Below are 17,903 nucleotides of genomic sequence, written 5' to 3'. Positions count from 1 at the left end.
TTCGCGCGCCGCATGATGCCGCCATCGTCAAATCTGCATGTCGGACCGGTTTTTTGCTTTATCTTCGGTCCGGTAGCTGCTTGCCCTGCCTCGGGTCCTTGTTTTGCGAAAAGTTAACACGCCCCCCGCGCGCCTGTTAAGGCCAAGCGACGCAGGCTTGTCACAGGGCGGCTAACCCTGCGCCTTTTCTGCCACATTTGCGCCCGAAGCGGCCGCGCGCTACTGCTGGCGCAGCATAACAGGCACCATGACAGACACAGGACCAGCCATGCCCGATACCACCGCCCCCACCGATCCGGTTGCGCTGACGCAGGCGCTGATCCGCTGCAACTCGGTCACGCCGGCCGAGGGCGGTGCGCTGGTGCTGCTGGAAAAGCTGCTGAGCGGCGCGGGTTTCGCCTGCACGCGGGTGGACAGGGGCGGCGTGGCCAACCTGTTCGCGCGCTGGGGCGACAAGGGCCATCAGCGGAGTTTCGGTTTCAACGGCCATACCGACGTGGTGCCGCCGGGTGACGAAGGCGCCTGGACGCACGGGCCGTTCTCGGGCGACCTGGAGGATGGCGTGATCTGGGGCCGGGGCGCGACCGACATGAAATCGGGCGTCGCCGCCTTTGCCGCCGCGGCGGTGGATTTCGTGCGCGAAACGCCGCCCGAGGGCGCCATCATGCTGGCCATCACCGGCGACGAGGAAGGCGATGCCGTCGACGGCACCGCCGCGCTGCTGGACTGGATGGCGGCGCAGGGCGAGGGCATGAGCGTCTGCATCGTCGGCGAACCCACCTGCCCCGACCGCATGGGCGAGATGATCAAGATCGGGCGGCGCGGGTCTATGAATGCGCATTTCACGGTAACGGGCGTGCAGGGCCATTCCGCCTATCCGCACCGCGCGAAGAACCCGCTGCCGGCGATGGCGCGGCTGATGGACCGGCTGGCCAGTCACGAGCTTGACCGGGGGACCGCGCATTTCGATGCCTCGACACTGGCGGTCGTCACCATCGACACCGGCAATCCCGCGACCAACGTGATCCCGGCCAGCTGCCGCAGCGCGGTGAACATCCGCTTCAACGACACCCATACCGGCGCCAGCCTGACCGGATGGCTGCGGCAGGAGGCGGACCGCGTCGCGGAGGAGTTCGGGGTGAGCGTGGATATGCAGGTGAAGATCTCGGGCGAGGCGTTCCTGACGCCGCCGGGGCCGCTGTCGGATCTGGTGTCGAAAGCGGTCGCAGCCGAAACCGGCGTCACGCCGGAACTCAGCACCACGGGGGGCACGTCGGACGCAAGGTTTATCAAAAACCACTGTCCGGTGGTGGAATTCGGGCTTGTCGGCCATTTCATGCATCAGGTCGATGAACGTGTGCCCGCGGGGCAGGTGCAGGAGCTGAAGGCGATCTATACCCGCATCCTGCGGGATTATTTCGCCTGACGATCTGACAGGGCTTGAAAACACGTCTTGGTTGCGCCACCGTGCCCCGGAACGAGAACGAGTAAAGACCGTCCAGTGCGCGTGTTTCCAACATTCCGCATCCTGCGCCTTGCGCTTTTATGCGCGCTGTTCTGGCTGACCGGCCCGGCACAGGCCGAAACCGGCGCATTGCATGGGAATGGCGAAACGCTTGCCCCGCTTGAGGCATTCCGCGACTGCGATACCTGCCCGGAAATGATCGTTCTTCCCTTGGGCAGTTTCGTGATGGGTGCGCCGTTGGAGGAATCCGCCTTCGTGTATTCGTTGTGGCACAAACCCGAGCCGGGGGTCGTGCCCGGATACGCCCATGAAGGGCCAATGCATGAGGTGGAAATCGACGTTCCGATTGCCATGGGCCGCAACGAAGTGACCCGTGAGGAATGGTTGGCCTGCGTGGCGGAAGGCGGGTGCGCGCACACTCCCGACCCAAGGGTTCTCGGGTTCGGTGGAGTCTATTCCCGCGCCGACAACCCGCGCCATCCCGTGATGAACGTGTCCTATCTGGATATGCTGGAATATGTTGCCTGGCTCAACCGCAAGGTCGGCGCGGATGTGTATCGCCTGCCGACCGAGGCCGAGTGGGAATACGCGGCCCGGGCAGGAACCCGAACGAGGTTCGCGCAAGGCGACACCCTGACGCCGGACCAGGCGAATATCAGCGTGTTTCATTGGGAGGGCGACAGGCGTGTTCCCGATCCAGACAATCGCAGAGTCCCGGTTCCCGTGGACGCGCTCGATGCGGCCAATGCCTGGGGATTGCGGCATATGGCGGGAAACGTGCTGGAGCACACCATGTCGTGCTGGAGTGAACGGCATTTGGGGCTGCCGACGTCGTCTGCCTATCTTGCCGAAGCCGAACGGCACAATACGTGCCGCCGCGTAGCCAAGGGCGGGTCGTTCGGATCAGGCGCAGACTATGCGCGACCGGCCAACCGGGGCTATGGAACTGAAAACAGCCGGCTGAAAAGCACCGGTTTTCGGGTCGTCAGGGCGTTGCAGCAGGCGGATTAGCCGACGCGCCCCGCGTTTCCCGCATGACGCCGCGCCAAGCCTGTGCTACGTCACGGGCCATGAGCCAGCTGCCCACCAAGGACGAGATCCTGCAATGGATCTCGGACCACCCAACCCTCACCTCGAAACGCGATATCGCCAAGGCCTTTGGCATCAAGGGGGCTGCGCGGATCGACCTGAAGCGCATCCTCAAGGAGCTTGAGGACGAGGGGCATCTGAACAAGCGCAAGAAAACCTATCGCGATCCCGACAAGCTGCCGCCCGTCAGCGTATTGCAGGTGACCGATCCCTCGGGTGATGGCGATCTGTTCGCGCGGCCGCTGGAATGGCAGGGCGAGGGGAAAGAGCCGGTGGTGCTGGTCGTGCCGCGCGCCTCGGACCCGGCGCTGGGGGCGGGCGACCGTATCCTTGCCCGCCTGCAGGAGGTGAAGGCCGAGGATCATCAATACGAGGCCCGGCTGATCCGGCGCATCGGGCAGAACCCGCACAAGGTGCTGGGCGTATTCCGCAAGGGCGCCGAGGGCGGGCGCATCCTGCCCATCGACAAGGGCGACGGCAAGGAATGGCAGGTGCCGCCCGGTGCCACCGGCGGGGCGAAGGACGGCGAACTGGTCGAGGCCGAACAATCCGGGCCAAAAGGCCGGATGGGCCTGCCGCGCGCCCGGATCGTGACCCGGCTGGGCGATCCGTCCGAGCCGCGCGCCGTCAGCCTGATCGCGATCCACCAGCACGGTATCCCCGACGATTTTCCCGACGACGTGATCGCCGAGGCCGACGGCATGAAACCGGCGGGCCTGTCGGGCCGCGAGGATATGCGCGACATGCCGCTTGTCACCATCGACCCGTGGGATGCGCGCGACCATGACGATGCCTGCTGGGCGCATGAGGACGACGACCCGCGCAACGAGGGCGGGCACGTGATCTGGGTCGCCATCGCGGATGTGGCCCATTACGTCACGCCCGGCACCGCGCTGGACCGCGAGGCGCGCAAGCGCGGCAATTCCAGCTATTTCCCCGACCGCGTGGTGCCGATGCTGCCCGACCGCCTGTCGGGCGACCTGTGTTCGCTGCACGAGGGCGTGCCGCGCGCCTGTATCGCCGTGCGGATGCAGGTCAGTGCGGACGGCACCAAGATCGGGCATCGCTTCGTGCGCGGGCTGATGCGGTCGGCCGCATCGCTGAACTACCAGGAGGTTCAGGCCGCCGGCGACGGCGACCCGAACGAGAAATGCGCCCCCCTGATGGAGCAGGTGATCGACCCGCTTTACGCCGCCTACGAGGCGCTGGTATCGGCCCGCAAGCGCCGGCAGCCGCTGGACCTGGACCTGCCCGAACGCAAGGTCGTGCTGTCCGAGGAAGGGCAGGTCACATCCGTCGATTTCGCCGAGCGGCTGGATGCCCACCGCCTGATCGAGGAGTTCATGGTGCTGGCCAACGTGGCCGCCGCCGAGGAACTGATCACCCGCAAGTCGCCGCTGCTGTTCCGGGTGCACGAGGAGCCCAGCCCCGAAAAGCTGGAGGCGCTGCGCGAAACGGCGGAAAGCGCAGGCATGGTTCTGGCCAAGGGGCAGGTTCTGAAAACCCAGCACCTGAACCGCCTGCTGGCGCAGGCCGAGGGCACCGAGCATGACGAGCTGATCAACATGTCCACCCTGCGGGCGATGACGCAGGCCTATTACAGCCCGGCGAATTTCGGGCATTTCGGGCTGGCGTTGCAGGCCTATGCGCATTTCACATCGCCGATCCGGCGCTATTCCGACCTGGTGGTGCACCGCGCGCTGATCACCGCGCATAAATGGGGCAAGGACGGGCTGCGCCCGCAGGACATCGAAGACCTGGAACAGACAGCCACCCATATCAGCGAAACCGAACGACGTTCGATGATGGCCGAGCGGGACACGACCGACCGTTACCTTGCGGCCTTCCTGTCGGAAAAGGTGGGCGGGACGTTCACGGGGCGGATCAGCGGCATCGCCAAGTTCGGCGTCTTCGTCAAGCTGGACGAGACCGGCGCCGACGGGCTGATCCCGATGCGCAACCTGGGGCAGGAATATTTCCATTTCGACCGCGATGCCGGGACGCTTCTGGGGTCGGATACCGGCACGGTGATCTCGCTGGGTCAGCGGGTGCGGGTCAAGCTGGTCGAGGCCGCGCCGGTGACCGGCGGTATCGCGCTGGAGCTGCTGGAGCTTGAGGGCCAGTCGATGCCGGGCGGGCGCGGCGGCCATCCGGGCCGGGGGCGCGGCAAGGGCGGGCCGGTCAGGCGCAAGGCCGGAAAGGCCAAACACAAGGATGCCAAGGTCAAGCGCAAGCTGAAACGCAAGGGCCGGTGACGATTGGGGGCTCTGCCCCCAAGCCCCCGGAGTATTTCAGGCAAGATGAAGCGGCAGGGTTTTGCCGGATGATCCCCGTGTGGGGCAAAGCCTGCTTTGCGAAACGGGGCAATCGCGCTACGATCACGGCCAAGAAAAAAATGAGGCGAGCGATGCGTATGCGGTTTCTTTTGCCCGCGATGGCGGGCGTTTTCATGGGGTTTGGAATGGCGGTGGCCGGGCCGGTGGACCAATCGCCGCGCCCCCAATTGCGGCCCTTCGGCGCCGGGGCGACGGCCACAACACAAGACAGCCTGCGCCCGGCCCTGCGGCCTGCGGACCTGAACACCGACCCGGTGGTATCGACGAAGAACGCGGCCTTTCAGCGGTGGGTCGATCAGTACAAGACGCAGGCCCGGTCGCGCGGGATCGGGGCCTCGGTGGTGACCGGGGCGTTTCGTGGCGTGCGCTACAATGCCGACGTGATCGCAAAGGATCGCAACCAGGCGGAGTTCAAGAAACAGATCTGGGATTACCTGGATAACGCGGTCAGTTCCGACCGGGTGGACAAGGGCCAGCGCGCGCTGCGCCGCCACCGCCGGACGCTGGAGCGTATCGAACAGGCCTATGGCGTGGAGAAAGAGGTGGTGACCGCGGTCTGGGGGCTTGAGACCTATTACGGCGAAAAGCGCGGCACGCTGGATGTGATCGAGGCGATGGCGACGCTGGCCTTTGACGGTCGGCGCGGGGCGTTCTTTGAAAAGCAGCTTTTCGCGGCGTTGCAGATCCTGCAATCGGGCGACGTGGCCCCGCGCAACATGCAGGGCTCCTGGGCGGGTGCGATGGGGCATACGCAGTTCATTCCCACCTCCTACCTGGCTTATGCAGTGGATTTCACCGGCGACGGCAAGCGCGACATCTGGTCGGACGACCCGGCGGATGCGCTGGCCTCGACCGCGGCCTATCTCAGGCGGTTCGGCTGGAAAAAGGGCCAGCCCTGGGGCGTCGAGGTGCGGCTGCCGCAGGGGTTCGCGCCGACGGGCGACACGCGGCGGATGCCGTCGGACTGGGCCGCGCGCGGCGTGGTGGCGATGAGCAATGGCCGCCCGGTGCCCGATTACGGCGCGGCGGCGATCCTGCTGCCGGCGGGCACGCGCGGCGCGGCCTTCATGGTGTTCGACAATTTCAACGTGATCAAACGCTACAACAACGCAGATGCCTATGCGATCGGCGTGGGGCACCTGGCCGACCGCATCGCCGGCGGCCCGCCGATACAGGCCGAGTGGCCGCGCGGATACAAGCCGCTGAATTTCGACCAGCGCAAGGAGTTGCAGACCCGGTTGAAACGCAAGGGGTTGGGGGTTGAAAAGATCGACGGTATCGTCGGGCCCAACACGATCGCGGCGATCCGGGCGTTTCAGCAATCGGTCGGTGTGACGCCGGATGGCTATCCCAGCCAGAACGTTCTGCACCTGTTGCGCAGACGGTAAAGCACGCGCCCCCTTTTCATCCGGGCCGATTTCCCCTATACGCCCGCATCCGCACCGGGAATCCCCCGGTCGGATGCTCCATAGGACCTTGCTGGACGACATCCCGGCTTGTGCCCTGAACCCTCAGAACCAAGGAGACCCCGATGTCGATCACTGCAGAAGACAAGGCACGCGTCATCAAGGAATTCGCCACCAAGGACGGCGACACCGGTTCGCCCGAGGTGCAGGTTGCGATCCTGACCTCGCGCATCAACACGCTGACCGAGCATTTCAAGACCCACAAGAAGGACAACCACGGCCGCCGTGGCCTTCTGAAGCTGGTCGCCCAGCGCCGCAAGCTGCTGGACTATCTGAAAGGCAAGGAAGAGAGCCGTTACCAGGACCTCATCCAGCGCCTCGGCATCCGCCGTTAAGCGCCGCCCGATCCGGGAATTCCGACGCCCGCCCCGCCAGGGGGCGGGCGTTTTCCGTTCCGGGGATCAGCGTTCCCGGTCGAGCTTGCGGATCAGCGCGGCGACACGTTTGCCGATGGCCGTGCTGCCCTTGACCGAGGGGTGGATGCCATCGAGCGCATGGAACGAGGTGTCGCCATCGGGCACCAGGTCGGCGTTGGACAGGAACCAGACGCCCTCGGTCTGACGGGCCATGACGGACAGGCGCGCCTCGAACGCGTCGCCCTCGTCACGGCAATGGTCGATCACCGTGTTCCAGCCGGGGCTGCGCAGGTAACCGATATAGATCACGCGCGCGCCGGTCTTGCGGATGCGGCGTATCAGGTCGGGCACGGCGCCCGCGCTTCCATCGGGGCTGATCATGCGATCCATGCGGCGCTGGCACCGGCTGCAACCGCAGCCAAGCCACAGATCGTTGCCGCCGCCGGTGACCAGCACCCAGTCGGGGGTGTCTTTTCCGAACTGCGCACCGATGCGCATACCCATCGCGCCGGTGATCGGCAGCGCATAGATCACATGCGCACCGGATACCGCGCGGCTTTCGACCGGCTCTTCCAGGATGGCGGACACGACATTCGGGATCGAACGCCCCGCGATCGTGTTCCATGCCATCAGCGAGTCGCCGATAGACAGGATGCGGCCGTCCTCCGCCACGATACGGTCCGCGCCCTGCGCGGCAACCGGCACGGCAAGATACAGCGTGGCGGCCAGCGTGGCCGCCAGGCGAGTCAGTAGAAAACGCAATCCTGGCCCCTATACGTTCCGTCCTTGCGCGATCGCCACCCGGTCCGCGCGCGCAAACATGCCCCGGGAATCGATATAGCCACAAACCCGTCCGGGGGTGAACCACCCTGCGTGGTAAATAGCACCAGCCCGCGCCGGCGCCGATGCGCCGCCGCAACTCTTTGCTTTCAAAAACCTGTAAAACACTGTAAGGCGCCCCCATCTGAGACGTGACGCTCTGATCCCGGCGCATGGAAGGATGAAGGGGTCGGCGGCAATGGGGCCGCCATGCAAACGGGGACCCGGGATACGCCCGGGAGTGCCCCAGACAGGAAACGATGATGTTCAAAATTACGACGAAAACGATGCAGTGGGGCGATGAGACGCTCACACTGGAAACGGGCAAGGTTGCCCGTCAGGCGGATGGCTCGGTCATCGCCACCCTCGGCGAAACCTCGGTGATGGCAAACGTCACCTTCGCCAAGGAACCCAAGCCCGGTCAGGATTTCTTTCCGCTGACCGTGCATTACCAGGAGAAATACTATGCCGCGGGCAAGGTGCCCGGTGGCTTTTTCAAGCGCGAGGCACGTCCGACCGAAAAGGAAACGCTGACTGCGCGCCTGATCGACCGTCCGATCCGCCCGCTGTTCGTGGACGGCTTCAAGCACGAAGTGCTGGTGATGTGCACCGTGCTGTCGCATGACCTTGAAAACGATCCCGACATCGTGGCGATGATCGCCGCAAGCGCCGCGCTGACGATTTCGGGCGTGCCCTTCATGGGTCCGATCGCGGGTTGCCGCGTCGGGTTCGTGGATGGCGAATACGTGCTGAACCCGGCCGTGGACGACATGCAGGATCTGCGCCTCAAGCCCGAGCAGCGGCTCGACCTCGTCGTCGCCGGCACGAAAGAAGCCGTGATGATGGTGGAATCGGAAGCCTACGAGCTGACCGAGGCCGAGATGCTGGGCGCCGTGACCTTTGCGCATGAGCAAATCCAGCCGGTGATCGACCTGATCATCGACCTGGCCGAGGATGCCGCGAAAGAGCCGTTCGATTTCCAGGCACCGGATTACAGCGATCTTTTCGCTGCGGTCAAAGCCGCCGGCGAAGACCAGATGCGCGCCGCGTTTGCCATCAAGGACAAGCAGGAACGCACCGCGGCCGTTGCGGCCGCGCGTCAGGCGATCAAGGAAAAACTGACCGAAGAGCAACTGGAAGACGCGAACCTCGGTTCCGCGATGAAAAAGCTCGAAGCGTCGATCCTGCGCGGTGACGTGGTCAAGGGCGGCACCCGTATCGACGGTCGTTCGACCACCGATGTCCGCCAGATCGTGTGCGAAACCGGCCTGCTGCCGCGCACGCACGGCTCGGCCCTGTTCACCCGCGGGGAAACCCAGGGGCTTGTCGTGACCACGCTGGGCACCGGTGATGACGAGCAGTTCATCGACGCGCTGCACGGGAACTTCAAATCGAACTTCCTGCTGCACTACAACTTCCCGCCGTATTCGGTTGGCGAAGCGGGCCGCGTCGGCCCTCCGGGACGCCGCGAGATCGGCCACGGCAAACTGGCCTGGCGCGCGCTTCAGGCCGTGCTGCCGGCACCGACCGATTTCCCCTACACCCTTCGCCTGGTGTCCGAGATCACGGAATCGAACGGCTCGTCCTCGATGGCGTCGGTCTGTGGCGGTTCGCTGTCGATGATGGATGCCGGTGTGCCGCTGAAATCGGCCGTGGCCGGTGTGGCAATGGGCCTGATCCTTGAGGATGACGGCGACTATGCGATCCTGACCGACATCCTGGGTGACGAGGATCACCTGGGCGACATGGACTTCAAGGTCGCAGGCACCGAAAACGGCATCACCTCGCTGCAGATGGACATCAAGGTCGCAGGCATCACGCCCGAGATCATGGAAAAAGCCCTGGCGCAAGCCAAGGACGGCCGGATGCACATCCTGGGCGAGATGAACAAGGCACTTTCGGGCGCCGCCGATTTCTCGGTCCATGCACCGCGCATCGAAACGATGCAGATCCCGACCGACAAGATCCGCGAAGTGATCGGCTCGGGCGGCAAGGTGATCCGCGAGATCGTCGAAGTGTCGGGCGCCAAGGTCGACATCAACGACGAAGGCATCATCAAGATCGCATCGCCGAACGCCGAAGCCATCCAGAAGGCTTACGACATGATCCACTCGATCGTGGCCGAGCCGGAAGAGGGCGGCATCTACAAGGGCAAGGTCGTGAAGATCGTCGATTTCGGTGCCTTCGTGAACTTCTTTGGCAAGCGCGACGGGCTGGTGCACGTGTCCCAGATCGAGAACCGCCGCCTGAACCACCCGTCCGACGTTCTGAAGGAAGGTCAGGAAGTGTGGGTCAAGCTGCTGGGCTTCGATGATCGCGGCAAGGTGCGCCTGTCGATGAAGGTCGTCGACCAGGAGACCGGCGAAGAGGTCACCAAGGAAGAAGCCGCCGAGTAAGGCGCATCTTTCAAAAGATCCGAAAGGCCCCGGTTCATATGCCGGGGCTTTTCCATTTTCGACGCTTGCACTAAGGACGCAGGCATGACCAGTTTACTGACCCTTGTCATCAACCTCGACGACAGCACCGACAGGATGGCGCTGGCCGGGCGCCTTCTGGACGAGGCGGGGATCGCGTTCGAACGCCTGCCCGCCTGCGATGCGCGCAACATCCCTCTGGATGAGCTGGAGGGGTATGACGAGGCCCGCGCCATCGCCTTTTACGGCCGCCCGCTGACCGGCGGCGAGGTGGGGTGCTTCAAAAGCCACGTCCGGGCGGTGCAGCGTTTCCTGCAAAGCGATGCCGGTTACGCGCTTGTGGTCGAGGATGACATGACGATTCCCAAGGGGGCAAAGGCGGTTCTGGATGCGCTTATCGCCCGGCTCGACCGCGACGAGCCCGGCAACTGGGAGATCGTGAACCTCGGACGTCCGCCCGGCCCGTTCCGCACCGGGTTGGGGCAGGTCGACGGGCATCGCCTGTATCACGCTGCCTATTTTCCCATCACGACCACCGGCCTGCTGTGGAGCCGTCGCGGGGCCGAGGCGTTTCTGCGCGAAGCCGCGTTCGCCACCGCGCCCATAGACCACTTCCTGCGCCACCATTTCTGCCGGCGCGGCACGGGATTTGCGCTTGATCCGGCGCTGATCGCGCCCTCGGGCAGCGACAGCGTCATCAACAGCGCGCCGGCCCGCCGCGACGGGCGCAGCAGGCGCAAAACCCGCGCGCGCGGCTATCTGTGGAAAGAGTTCCGGCGGCAAACCGCCAACTACCTGTCTTCGATCAAGCACAGGTTGCGCCGAATTCGGTAAGCTCCGGCCCAACGCATTGCGTTAACGATTTGCCCTGCGTATACAGCGCGCTGATTACAATTTTCGCACGAACCCGCTGCCAACCACGAGAACCGGATGCCAAAACTGTTCAAGCCCCGGGAACTACCGGTGCCTAAGCGCGCGCTTAGCCCGACTTCGTGGTCGATCCTGCATGAGGTCGACTCGATCCTGGCCGATGTCGCCCATGCCCGCTCGCTACCTTACAAAAGGGTCCGCACGATACTGAACAGGGTGCCCCGCGCCGAACGTGGGGTCGACTGGACCGAGCGCGTGGTGCTGCTCTATGGCGTCCACCGGATGAAGGCAAGCCGCTGCGCATCGCTGAAGAAAAAGATCGCCGCCTATCACAAAAGCCACGGCGATCACGACAAGCGCAAGGCGTTCGAGGCGGCGTTGAAGCGGGTTCTGGACGACAAGGTTCTGAACGGCCATGGCTATTCGACCTCGTTCAAAAGCATGGACCGGCGGAAACTGGCACTCGATCTCCAAAAGATCTTCGAGGCGCTGAATGCCGAGGGGTATACCGCCGTGCTGAATTCCGGCACGCTTCTGGGGGCGGTGCGGGACGGTGATTTCATCGGCCACGACGATGACGTGGACCTGGCCGTTTTCGTCGAAGGATCTTCCCCGAAGGAACGGATCGCCGCGTTTTCACGACTGCATGACGTGGTGGCGGATACCATGCCCTTTGCCACCGATCTGCGATTCATGAAGAACAGCCCCAGTTTACAGTTCCACACCGAAAGCGGGTTGCAGGTGGATCTTTTCGCCGCTTGGGAAAAGGGCGGCAAGGTCTATGTCTGGCCGCATACCTATGGCGATCTGTCCCGGGCGGACGTGTTTCCGCTGGGCACGCAACCCATACAGGGCATCCCCCTGCCCGCCCCGCGTAACGCCGAGGCGATGCTGGCGGTGAATTACGGGGAGAACTGGCGCGTACCGGACCCGGATTTCAGCTTTTCCTGGTCCCGTGCAAGACGGCGCTTCGCGCGTTTTGTCGATGAGTATGAGAGGTTTCTCACAACCCGGAAAGTCCGCCAAATTCTCTCTTTGGGTAAGATGTAGAGTTGCAGTCGGGTGTGACGGCACGAAAAAACGGCAAGGAAACGAGTATCGCATTGTGCGAGAGCACAGCGTTCCGGTGCATGGTGAGTTTGTAAGGCTAGAGGCGAGAAAGCAAGATGAACAAGATACAGACGACAATTCTCATTGATAAGATTGTCCGGGGATTGCGGCTGACACGTGGGGGTTTTACGAATCGAGCCTTTTCCAAAAACGCCGATTCTTTTCTATTGGAAGATAATCATTTTATTTTCGACTCGTTTCACGGAAGAAGAATTGGATGCAACCCGCTGTTTATCTTCAGAGAGCTGGTTGAGCGATTTCCCCGAGGGAGCTGCAGGTTCACCTGGGTAACCAGGCCCGACACCATCATACCGGATGATATAAAAAAGAACCCCGACGTACGATTCGTTACCTATGAGCGAATGGAGCATCTAGTCGCGCTGGCTAAATCAAAGTATATTATTTTCAACTCTACGCTGCCGTTCATCTTCGCCCCAAAGAAAGAGCAAGTTCTTCTTTCAACATGGCACGGAATACCAATCAAAAAAATGGGTGTTCAACATGAACCCATGCTTGCCGCATCTTACAATACGCAAAGATGCCTAAACATCTCTGACATCATACTCTCATCGGGAAATTTCTTCGATCGAGCTTTCCTCGATGCGACACTTGCGCCCTTAGAGAAGTCTCATATCCGGCATATTGGATTTCCCCGGAATGACATCGCGTACAGATCAGAGAATACCAAACCGCAGAGTCAATCTGGAAAACCAAAACTCCTCTATGCACCGACTTGGCGCGGAAGACTGAATGAAATTGATCAGGAGCTGAACGAGCAAATAGAAGTAAGTGAAATGCTTGCAAAGGAGTTTAGCGAACGTTATGATGTATACGTAAGTCTGCACTATTTTGCGGAAAGAAAAATTGACTGGCAAAAAACAGGCGTCAAGGCAATACCTAAGGGTATTGATATAAACGAATTTCTTACGCAAACCGACCTTCTTCTATCAGATTATTCGAGCGTAATCCTCGATTACTTATTACTCGATCGTCCGGTTGTTCTGTATGCATATGATCTCCTCGACTATAGAGGTGAACGTGGCTTTTCTCTGGACTATACAAAACTGCCTTGCCAGATCGCGGAGACACGCGAGCAAGTTCTGGAGATGATAAGGAATCCACGAAAGCCATCAAGTTTTTCTGATTACACGAACACTATTGATGTACTGTTTGGAGATAAAAACGAACGAGCATCATTCGATAGCGCTAATTTGTTGCTAAACTATGCACCCAGCATTCAAAAGACAGAAAAGAAAAAAGTACTTATTTATCCAAGCACTTTTCGAAGGAATGGTATAACCACCTCCTTCTTGAATCTTATTAACGCTCTGGATGGCGATTTGGTTGATATTTCTGTGTTCTGTGAGGTCAAGTACCTGGATCGAGATGAATCCCGCCGTGAACAGTTCAATCTGCTATCGGACAAGGTTAAGAAAATTCTGTTTCGAAACGAATTACAACCCAAGGATAGAACTAGAATTCTTCGTAAAATCGGAATAACGCCGAGCGAGGAAAGCAGGATGCGGCAATTTAATACTATTAAAAACGCTTTCAAAACGGAGTACCATAGGCATCTACGTGATCGCGCATTTGATGTCGCAATAGATTTCTCGGGTTATGATGTCGCTGGCACAATGTTGTCGCTGGCGGCAAATACCGAGAAGCGAGTCATTTACCAGCACAACGATATTGCTTCGGAAATAAAAACAAGGGGGAATATCAACTGGCTCATAACAACGGCATATAGGGATTTTGATGAAATCATTTCTGTTTCACCGACACTAAGGGATATAAATCGGGATGCCTTTGCAGGACCTTCCGATGGGGAAAAGTTCGGATATTGCCGAAATGTAATTGGGCAGGAGTTTATGCCCGGTGCGGAATTTGCACCCTGCCCATGGGTTGCAAAGATGCACGAGCTTCGCTCGGTGAACCCAAATGCAAAAATATTCATTAATGCTGCGCGTATCTCCGTGGAAAAGAATCATAGACGCCTGTTGCGTGCTTTTTCCATACTGAAGAATCAGAACCCCAACGCTTTCTTGTTTGTGCTTGGCGACGGCCCGGAGCTGGAGAAAGTCAAACGTTATGCAGAAAATATTGGCCTGGAAGACTCCTGCTTCTTCGCGGGTTTCGTGCACAAACCGGCCGCCGCGATAAAGGAGGCCGATGCGTTCGTCCTGAGTTCCGACTACGAGGGACAGCCACTTGTCTTGCTGGAGTCGCTTGCCCTCGGAACCCCTTGTGTCGCAACCAATCACCCGTCGATGGCGTATGTTATCGGGGACGGGCTTGGCGTCCTGACCGAAAAAGACGACAAGGCTTTGGCTGACGGCATGGCGCAGGTCATATCCGAAGGGTACAAACCAAAAAGGTTCGACGCCAAGGCATATAATGATGCGGCCCTGAACGAGTTTTACAATCTGATCGGCGTCGAGACGCCGTAAGCGCACGAATTGCCAAGGCGAAACAACAGAAAGAAGGACGAAGACCACAATGACAACCGTGATCACCTACGGCACCTTCGACCTTTTCCATCTCGGTCACGTGCGCCTGCTGCGGCGGCTTTCCGAGCTTGGAAACACCTTGATCGTTGGCTGTTCGACCGACGAGTTCAACACGCGCAAGGGCAAGGCCAATGTCATGCCCTACCGTCACCGGGTCGAGATCCTGGAATCCTGCCGCTATGTCTCAAAGGTGATCCCCGAGGAAAGCTGGGATCAGAAGCGCGGCGATATCCTGCGGGAAAAGGCGGATATCTTCGGCATCGGCGCCGACTGGGAAGGCAAGTTCGACGATCTGGCGGATATCTGCAAGGTCGTCTACCTGCCCCGCACCGAGGGTATTTCCACCACCGAGCTGCGCAGCAGCGTGCTGTCGATGTACCAGTAAGGCCCGCCGCGGCCGCACTATGCCGTCAGCAGGCCGCGCCTGTGCATCTGCCCCAGCAGCCTTGCGGTGTCGCCTGCGATGACCGCACGCGGCACGTCCGGGAAGGCCGCGTGCAGCGCGGCGGCGATGTCGTGCCCCGATGCGGGCGTTTCCAGCAAGGTCCAGACCGCGCCGCCCACCGGGTTCAGGCTGAAGAAATGCCGCCCGTCCATCTGCCACAGGAAGGTGTCGGACCCGATCACCCGCTCGACCACGTCGCCGGATCGCCTGAACATGACGTCCATATCCGCGGGATCGGCATCCTCCTGCGCGGCGGTCCGGTCAAGGGGCGGCCCGGGGTCGGCGATCCGGGGGGCCTGCGCCGTGCCATCGAAGGCGGTGCGGACAAGCGCCACGGCATCCTCGAGGTCGGAATAGACCAGCGTCAGGCAGGCCATGCCCTCTGCCAGTGCCGAAACCCGGTCGTAATGGGCCTCGACCTCGCCGGGATCGGCAATGTTCTGGCGGATCAGATGCGCGGCGGCCTCGCTGGTGTCCAGGCGGTGAAAGCGGGCCTTCGCGCCCGGCTGGCGTGACAGCAGGATCAGCGCGGCCAGCGGCGCGCGCGTTCCGAACGCCGCCTGCCCCGGCAAGGCGACATAGCCATAGCGATGATCGTGCACGGTAAGATTGCGGCCGACAAAGGCGCGAAACCCATCGGGCATGGTGTCCGGCAGCGGCAGGCGCAATCGCGGCTGCACGCCAAGCGCGACCGCCATGCCGTCGGGCGCGATCGGCAGCACATCGTCGCAAAACAACTCACCCCCCGGTTCGGTCCCGAGCCGTGTGACCAGCGTTGTCTTGCCCGCGCGGTAGGGGCCGGTAAAGGCCACAAGCTGCCCGCCCAGCCGCACCGCGCCGCAATGCAGGCCGAACACCCCCGGACGCGCATCGAGATACGCCTGAACAAGATCGGCGACGACACCGCAGGTGGCCCCGGCGACGCCCAGTTTCGTCAGCGGGGCGGTGGCCCACCATGACTGGAAACCGTATTCGCCGTCGTCGCGCCGGACGCGCGTGACAGGCGTGCCCGGCGCAAGGTTGCCCGGCGACGGGGCGCACCCCCAGTCCGGCAGCACGGTGGCAAGCGTATCCCGCAACGCGTCGTCGCCGTGCAGTTCCACCGCGTGGAAAAGATCGGCAAACCCAAGCCGCGTCACGCACGGGTCGGGGGCGCGCAGGCCGCGCGCCCCTCCGTGAGTGGTATTTGCGTGGGTCCGGGTCATGTCAGCGGAAGCCGCCCGATGGCCCCGAAGCGCCCGAACCGCCAAAGCCGCCGAACCCGCGACCGCCGCCCGAGCCGCCACGCCCGCCGCCAAAGCCGCCGCGCCCACCGCCGGACGCACCCGAGCCGCCGGACCCGCCAAAGCCACCGCCGGACCCGCCGGACCCGCCTCCGAAGCCGCCACCGGACCCGCCCGAACCACCGGCCCCGCCACCCGAGCCGCCGGCGCCACCGCCGGACCCGCCCGAGGCGTGCGCCGCGCCGAGATGCATCATCACGGGGGCGACATAGGCCACCCCGGCGGCCAGCCCAAGCCGCCCCAGCAGGCGACGACGGGACAGATCGGTCTTGGTATCATTGGACATCGTTTCTCTCCTCTTCCAGTATCCTGCCGCATCGCGCGGCCATACAAGAAGAACGGGGGCCGCCCCGATTTTATTCCCCCGAAGCAGGGAAAAATTCGGCGTCTTCGGCAAAACACTGCCCCGGCGCCGCCACCAGCCCGTGACCGAACACCTGGTCCTGCCCCGCCTGCCCCAGATCCTTGGCGCAGCTTTCCATTGCGGCGACAACCTCGGCCAGCGGCATGGCGGGGGCGCGCAGCCGTTGAACGGCAAGCGAGGCGGTGACGAAGGGCGCCGCGTAGGATGTGCCGGATTTCAACCGCCCGCCCGAGACCGAGGCCGCCACCCACAGCCGCACGCCCGGTGCGGCGAAATTGATATATGTCCCCTGGTTGGCCTGGCGATAGGCGCGTTCTGCGTGATCGACCGCCGTTACCGCCACGACCGGCCCGAACGCCGCCGGATAGGCGGGGTCCGCACCGGGGCCGTCATTGCCTGCCGCAGCCACGATGGCCACGTCACGCGCAAGCGCGCGCAGGACCAGTTGCTCAAGAATGTCGTTCGGGGGGCCGGAGAAGCTCATGTTGATGACGCTGACCCCGGCCGCAAGCAGGATGTCGATCGCCGAGGCCAGCGAAAACACGTCGGCCTGTTCCCCGTAATATCCGCGGTGAAACGCCTCGACGCCGATCAGTTCGGCATTGGGCAGCAGGCCGGGAACGCGGTAATCCAGCCGCCCGATCAGCATGGCGGCAATCGCGGTCCCGTGCTGGCGACCGGCCTCGGCGCGGCCGCCCAGATCGGCCTGGTGGACGGTCAGGTTCTGCCCCTGCAACGCGGGATGGTCACGGTTGATGCCGGTGTCGATCATCCCGATGCGCGGCGCATGGATGCTGGGCCAGCCGGACCAGCCGATCATCTCGAAGGCATCGCAGCCCTCTCCGTCGCACAGGAATTCGTCGGGGGTATAGATGTGATTTTCATCGACCCGGGCACCCGGCAGAAGGCCGGACAGTTCCGCAACGCCTTCGTCAACGGTCCGCCCGGCCGGCAGGTCGAGCCGGTAGAGCGTTCCGCCCAGTGTCGCATTCGCGGCCTCGCCACGCACGACATAACCCTGGGCGCCCGCCGGGGCGATATCGGTGCCCGCCGGCACGAAAAGCACGATCTCGGGCGGCGGGGGCGGGGCCTGCCGGACGACACGCGGCTGCGGCACCTGCCGCCGGACAGGTTGCGAGCTGTTGCGCCATCCGCCCGACCCGCCGCCGCCATATCCGCCGGACCCTCCGCCCGATCCACCCCCCGATCCGCCACCCCCGCCCGAAGCATGGGCCATGCCAAGATGGGTCAGCGCGGGCGCGCTATAGGCTGTCAGCCCCGCCAGGCCGATACGTGTCAACAACCGGCGGCGGTTCATGTCGGGGGCATCGTCTTTGTCGCTCATCGGTGCGGGTTCCCTCGGTGCGGATCGTGCGGAT

The 17,903-nt window shown here is 62.7% G+C and carries 14 protein-coding genes; 10 read left to right on the top strand and 4 right to left on the bottom strand.

Going from position 1 to position 17,903, the window contains the following annotated elements:
• The first annotated feature begins 268 nt into the window (after window positions 1-268).
• The 5 genes from dapE (at window position 269) to rpsO (ending at window position 6,691) form a co-directional block, all read left to right on the top strand.
• The gene (gene dapE / locus F3H87_RS06935) at window positions 269-1,426 is read left to right on the top strand and encodes a succinyl-diaminopimelate desuccinylase (protein WP_149787858.1); all 1,158 of its coding nucleotides are present in this window, start codon (window positions 269-271) and stop codon (window positions 1,424-1,426) included.
• A gap of 27 nt (window positions 1,427-1,453) precedes the next feature.
• Window positions 1,454-2,476, top strand: coding sequence for a formylglycine-generating enzyme family protein (locus tag F3H87_RS06930; RefSeq protein WP_149787857.1), 1,023 nt, complete (start codon window positions 1,454-1,456; stop codon window positions 2,474-2,476).
• A 59-nt stretch (window positions 2,477-2,535) separates the two neighbouring features.
• Window positions 2,536-4,809, top strand: coding sequence for a ribonuclease R (rnr, locus tag F3H87_RS06925; protein ID WP_149787856.1), 2,274 nt, complete (start codon window positions 2,536-2,538; stop codon window positions 4,807-4,809).
• A 152-nt stretch (window positions 4,810-4,961) separates the two neighbouring features.
• Entirely contained in the window at window positions 4,962-6,278 is a 1,317-nt protein-coding gene (locus F3H87_RS06920; protein ID WP_149787855.1) for a lytic murein transglycosylase, read from the top strand.
• A gap of 143 nt (window positions 6,279-6,421) precedes the next feature.
• Window positions 6,422-6,691 (top strand): 30S ribosomal protein S15, encoded by a 270-nt coding sequence (rpsO, locus tag F3H87_RS06915; protein ID WP_090029321.1) that lies wholly within the window; start codon window positions 6,422-6,424, stop codon window positions 6,689-6,691.
• A 66-nt stretch (window positions 6,692-6,757) separates the two neighbouring features.
• On the opposite strand, the gene F3H87_RS06910 is transcribed toward rpsO, so the two are convergent.
• On the bottom strand, window positions 6,758-7,474 hold the full coding sequence (locus tag F3H87_RS06910) for an SGNH/GDSL hydrolase family protein (protein ID WP_223227996.1): 717 nt from the start codon (window positions 7,472-7,474) through the stop codon (window positions 6,758-6,760).
• Between the two features lie 320 nt (window positions 7,475-7,794).
• Here F3H87_RS06910 and pnp point away from each other — a divergent pair, with 320 nt between their 5' ends.
• The 5 genes from pnp to F3H87_RS06885 all read left to right on the top strand — a co-directional run bounded on the left by pnp (window position 7,795) and on the right by F3H87_RS06885 (window position 14,817).
• Window positions 7,795-9,927 (top strand): polyribonucleotide nucleotidyltransferase, encoded by a 2,133-nt coding sequence (gene pnp / locus F3H87_RS06905; protein WP_149787854.1) that lies wholly within the window; start codon window positions 7,795-7,797, stop codon window positions 9,925-9,927.
• A gap of 84 nt (window positions 9,928-10,011) precedes the next feature.
• A complete protein-coding gene (locus F3H87_RS06900; RefSeq protein WP_149787853.1) occupies window positions 10,012-10,779 on the top strand; it encodes a glycosyltransferase family 25 protein in 768 nt (255 codons plus the stop codon).
• A gap of 129 nt (window positions 10,780-10,908) precedes the next feature.
• Window positions 10,909-11,865, top strand: a complete 957-nt coding sequence (locus F3H87_RS06895; protein WP_188129182.1) for a LicD family protein — start codon at window positions 10,909-10,911, stop codon at window positions 11,863-11,865.
• A 116-nt stretch (window positions 11,866-11,981) separates the two neighbouring features.
• Window positions 11,982-14,372 (top strand): glycosyltransferase, encoded by a 2,391-nt coding sequence (locus tag F3H87_RS06890; protein ID WP_149787851.1) that lies wholly within the window; start codon window positions 11,982-11,984, stop codon window positions 14,370-14,372.
• Window positions 14,373-14,421: 49 nt separating this feature from the next.
• Window positions 14,422-14,817: an adenylyltransferase/cytidyltransferase family protein gene (locus tag F3H87_RS06885; RefSeq protein WP_149787850.1), complete on the top strand. Its 396-nt coding sequence runs from the start codon at window positions 14,422-14,424 to the stop codon at window positions 14,815-14,817.
• A gap of 17 nt (window positions 14,818-14,834) precedes the next feature.
• Here F3H87_RS06885 and F3H87_RS06880 read toward each other — a convergent pair whose 3' ends face one another.
• The 3 genes from F3H87_RS06880 to F3H87_RS06870 all read right to left on the bottom strand — a co-directional run bounded on the left by F3H87_RS06880 (window position 14,835) and on the right by F3H87_RS06870 (window position 17,869).
• The gene (locus F3H87_RS06880; protein ID WP_149787849.1) at window positions 14,835-16,082 is read right to left on the bottom strand and encodes a PqqD family protein; all 1,248 of its coding nucleotides are present in this window, start codon (window positions 16,080-16,082) and stop codon (window positions 14,835-14,837) included.
• A 1-nt stretch (window position 16,083) separates the two neighbouring features.
• Window positions 16,084-16,446 (bottom strand): hypothetical protein, encoded by a 363-nt coding sequence (locus F3H87_RS06875; RefSeq protein WP_149787848.1) that lies wholly within the window; start codon window positions 16,444-16,446, stop codon window positions 16,084-16,086.
• Window positions 16,447-16,516: 70 nt separating this feature from the next.
• Entirely contained in the window at window positions 16,517-17,869 is a 1,353-nt protein-coding gene (locus tag F3H87_RS06870; RefSeq protein ID WP_223227995.1) for a S8 family serine peptidase, read from the bottom strand.
• Between the last annotated feature and the right edge of the window lie 34 nt (window positions 17,870-17,903).

Origin of the sequence: Lutimaribacter pacificus, assembly GCF_900142185.1 — a bacterium.
GTDB classification, from domain to species: Bacteria; Pseudomonadota; Alphaproteobacteria; order Rhodobacterales; family Rhodobacteraceae; genus Lutimaribacter; species Lutimaribacter pacificus.
This window is presented reverse-complemented; position numbering and strand designations above follow the sequence as displayed.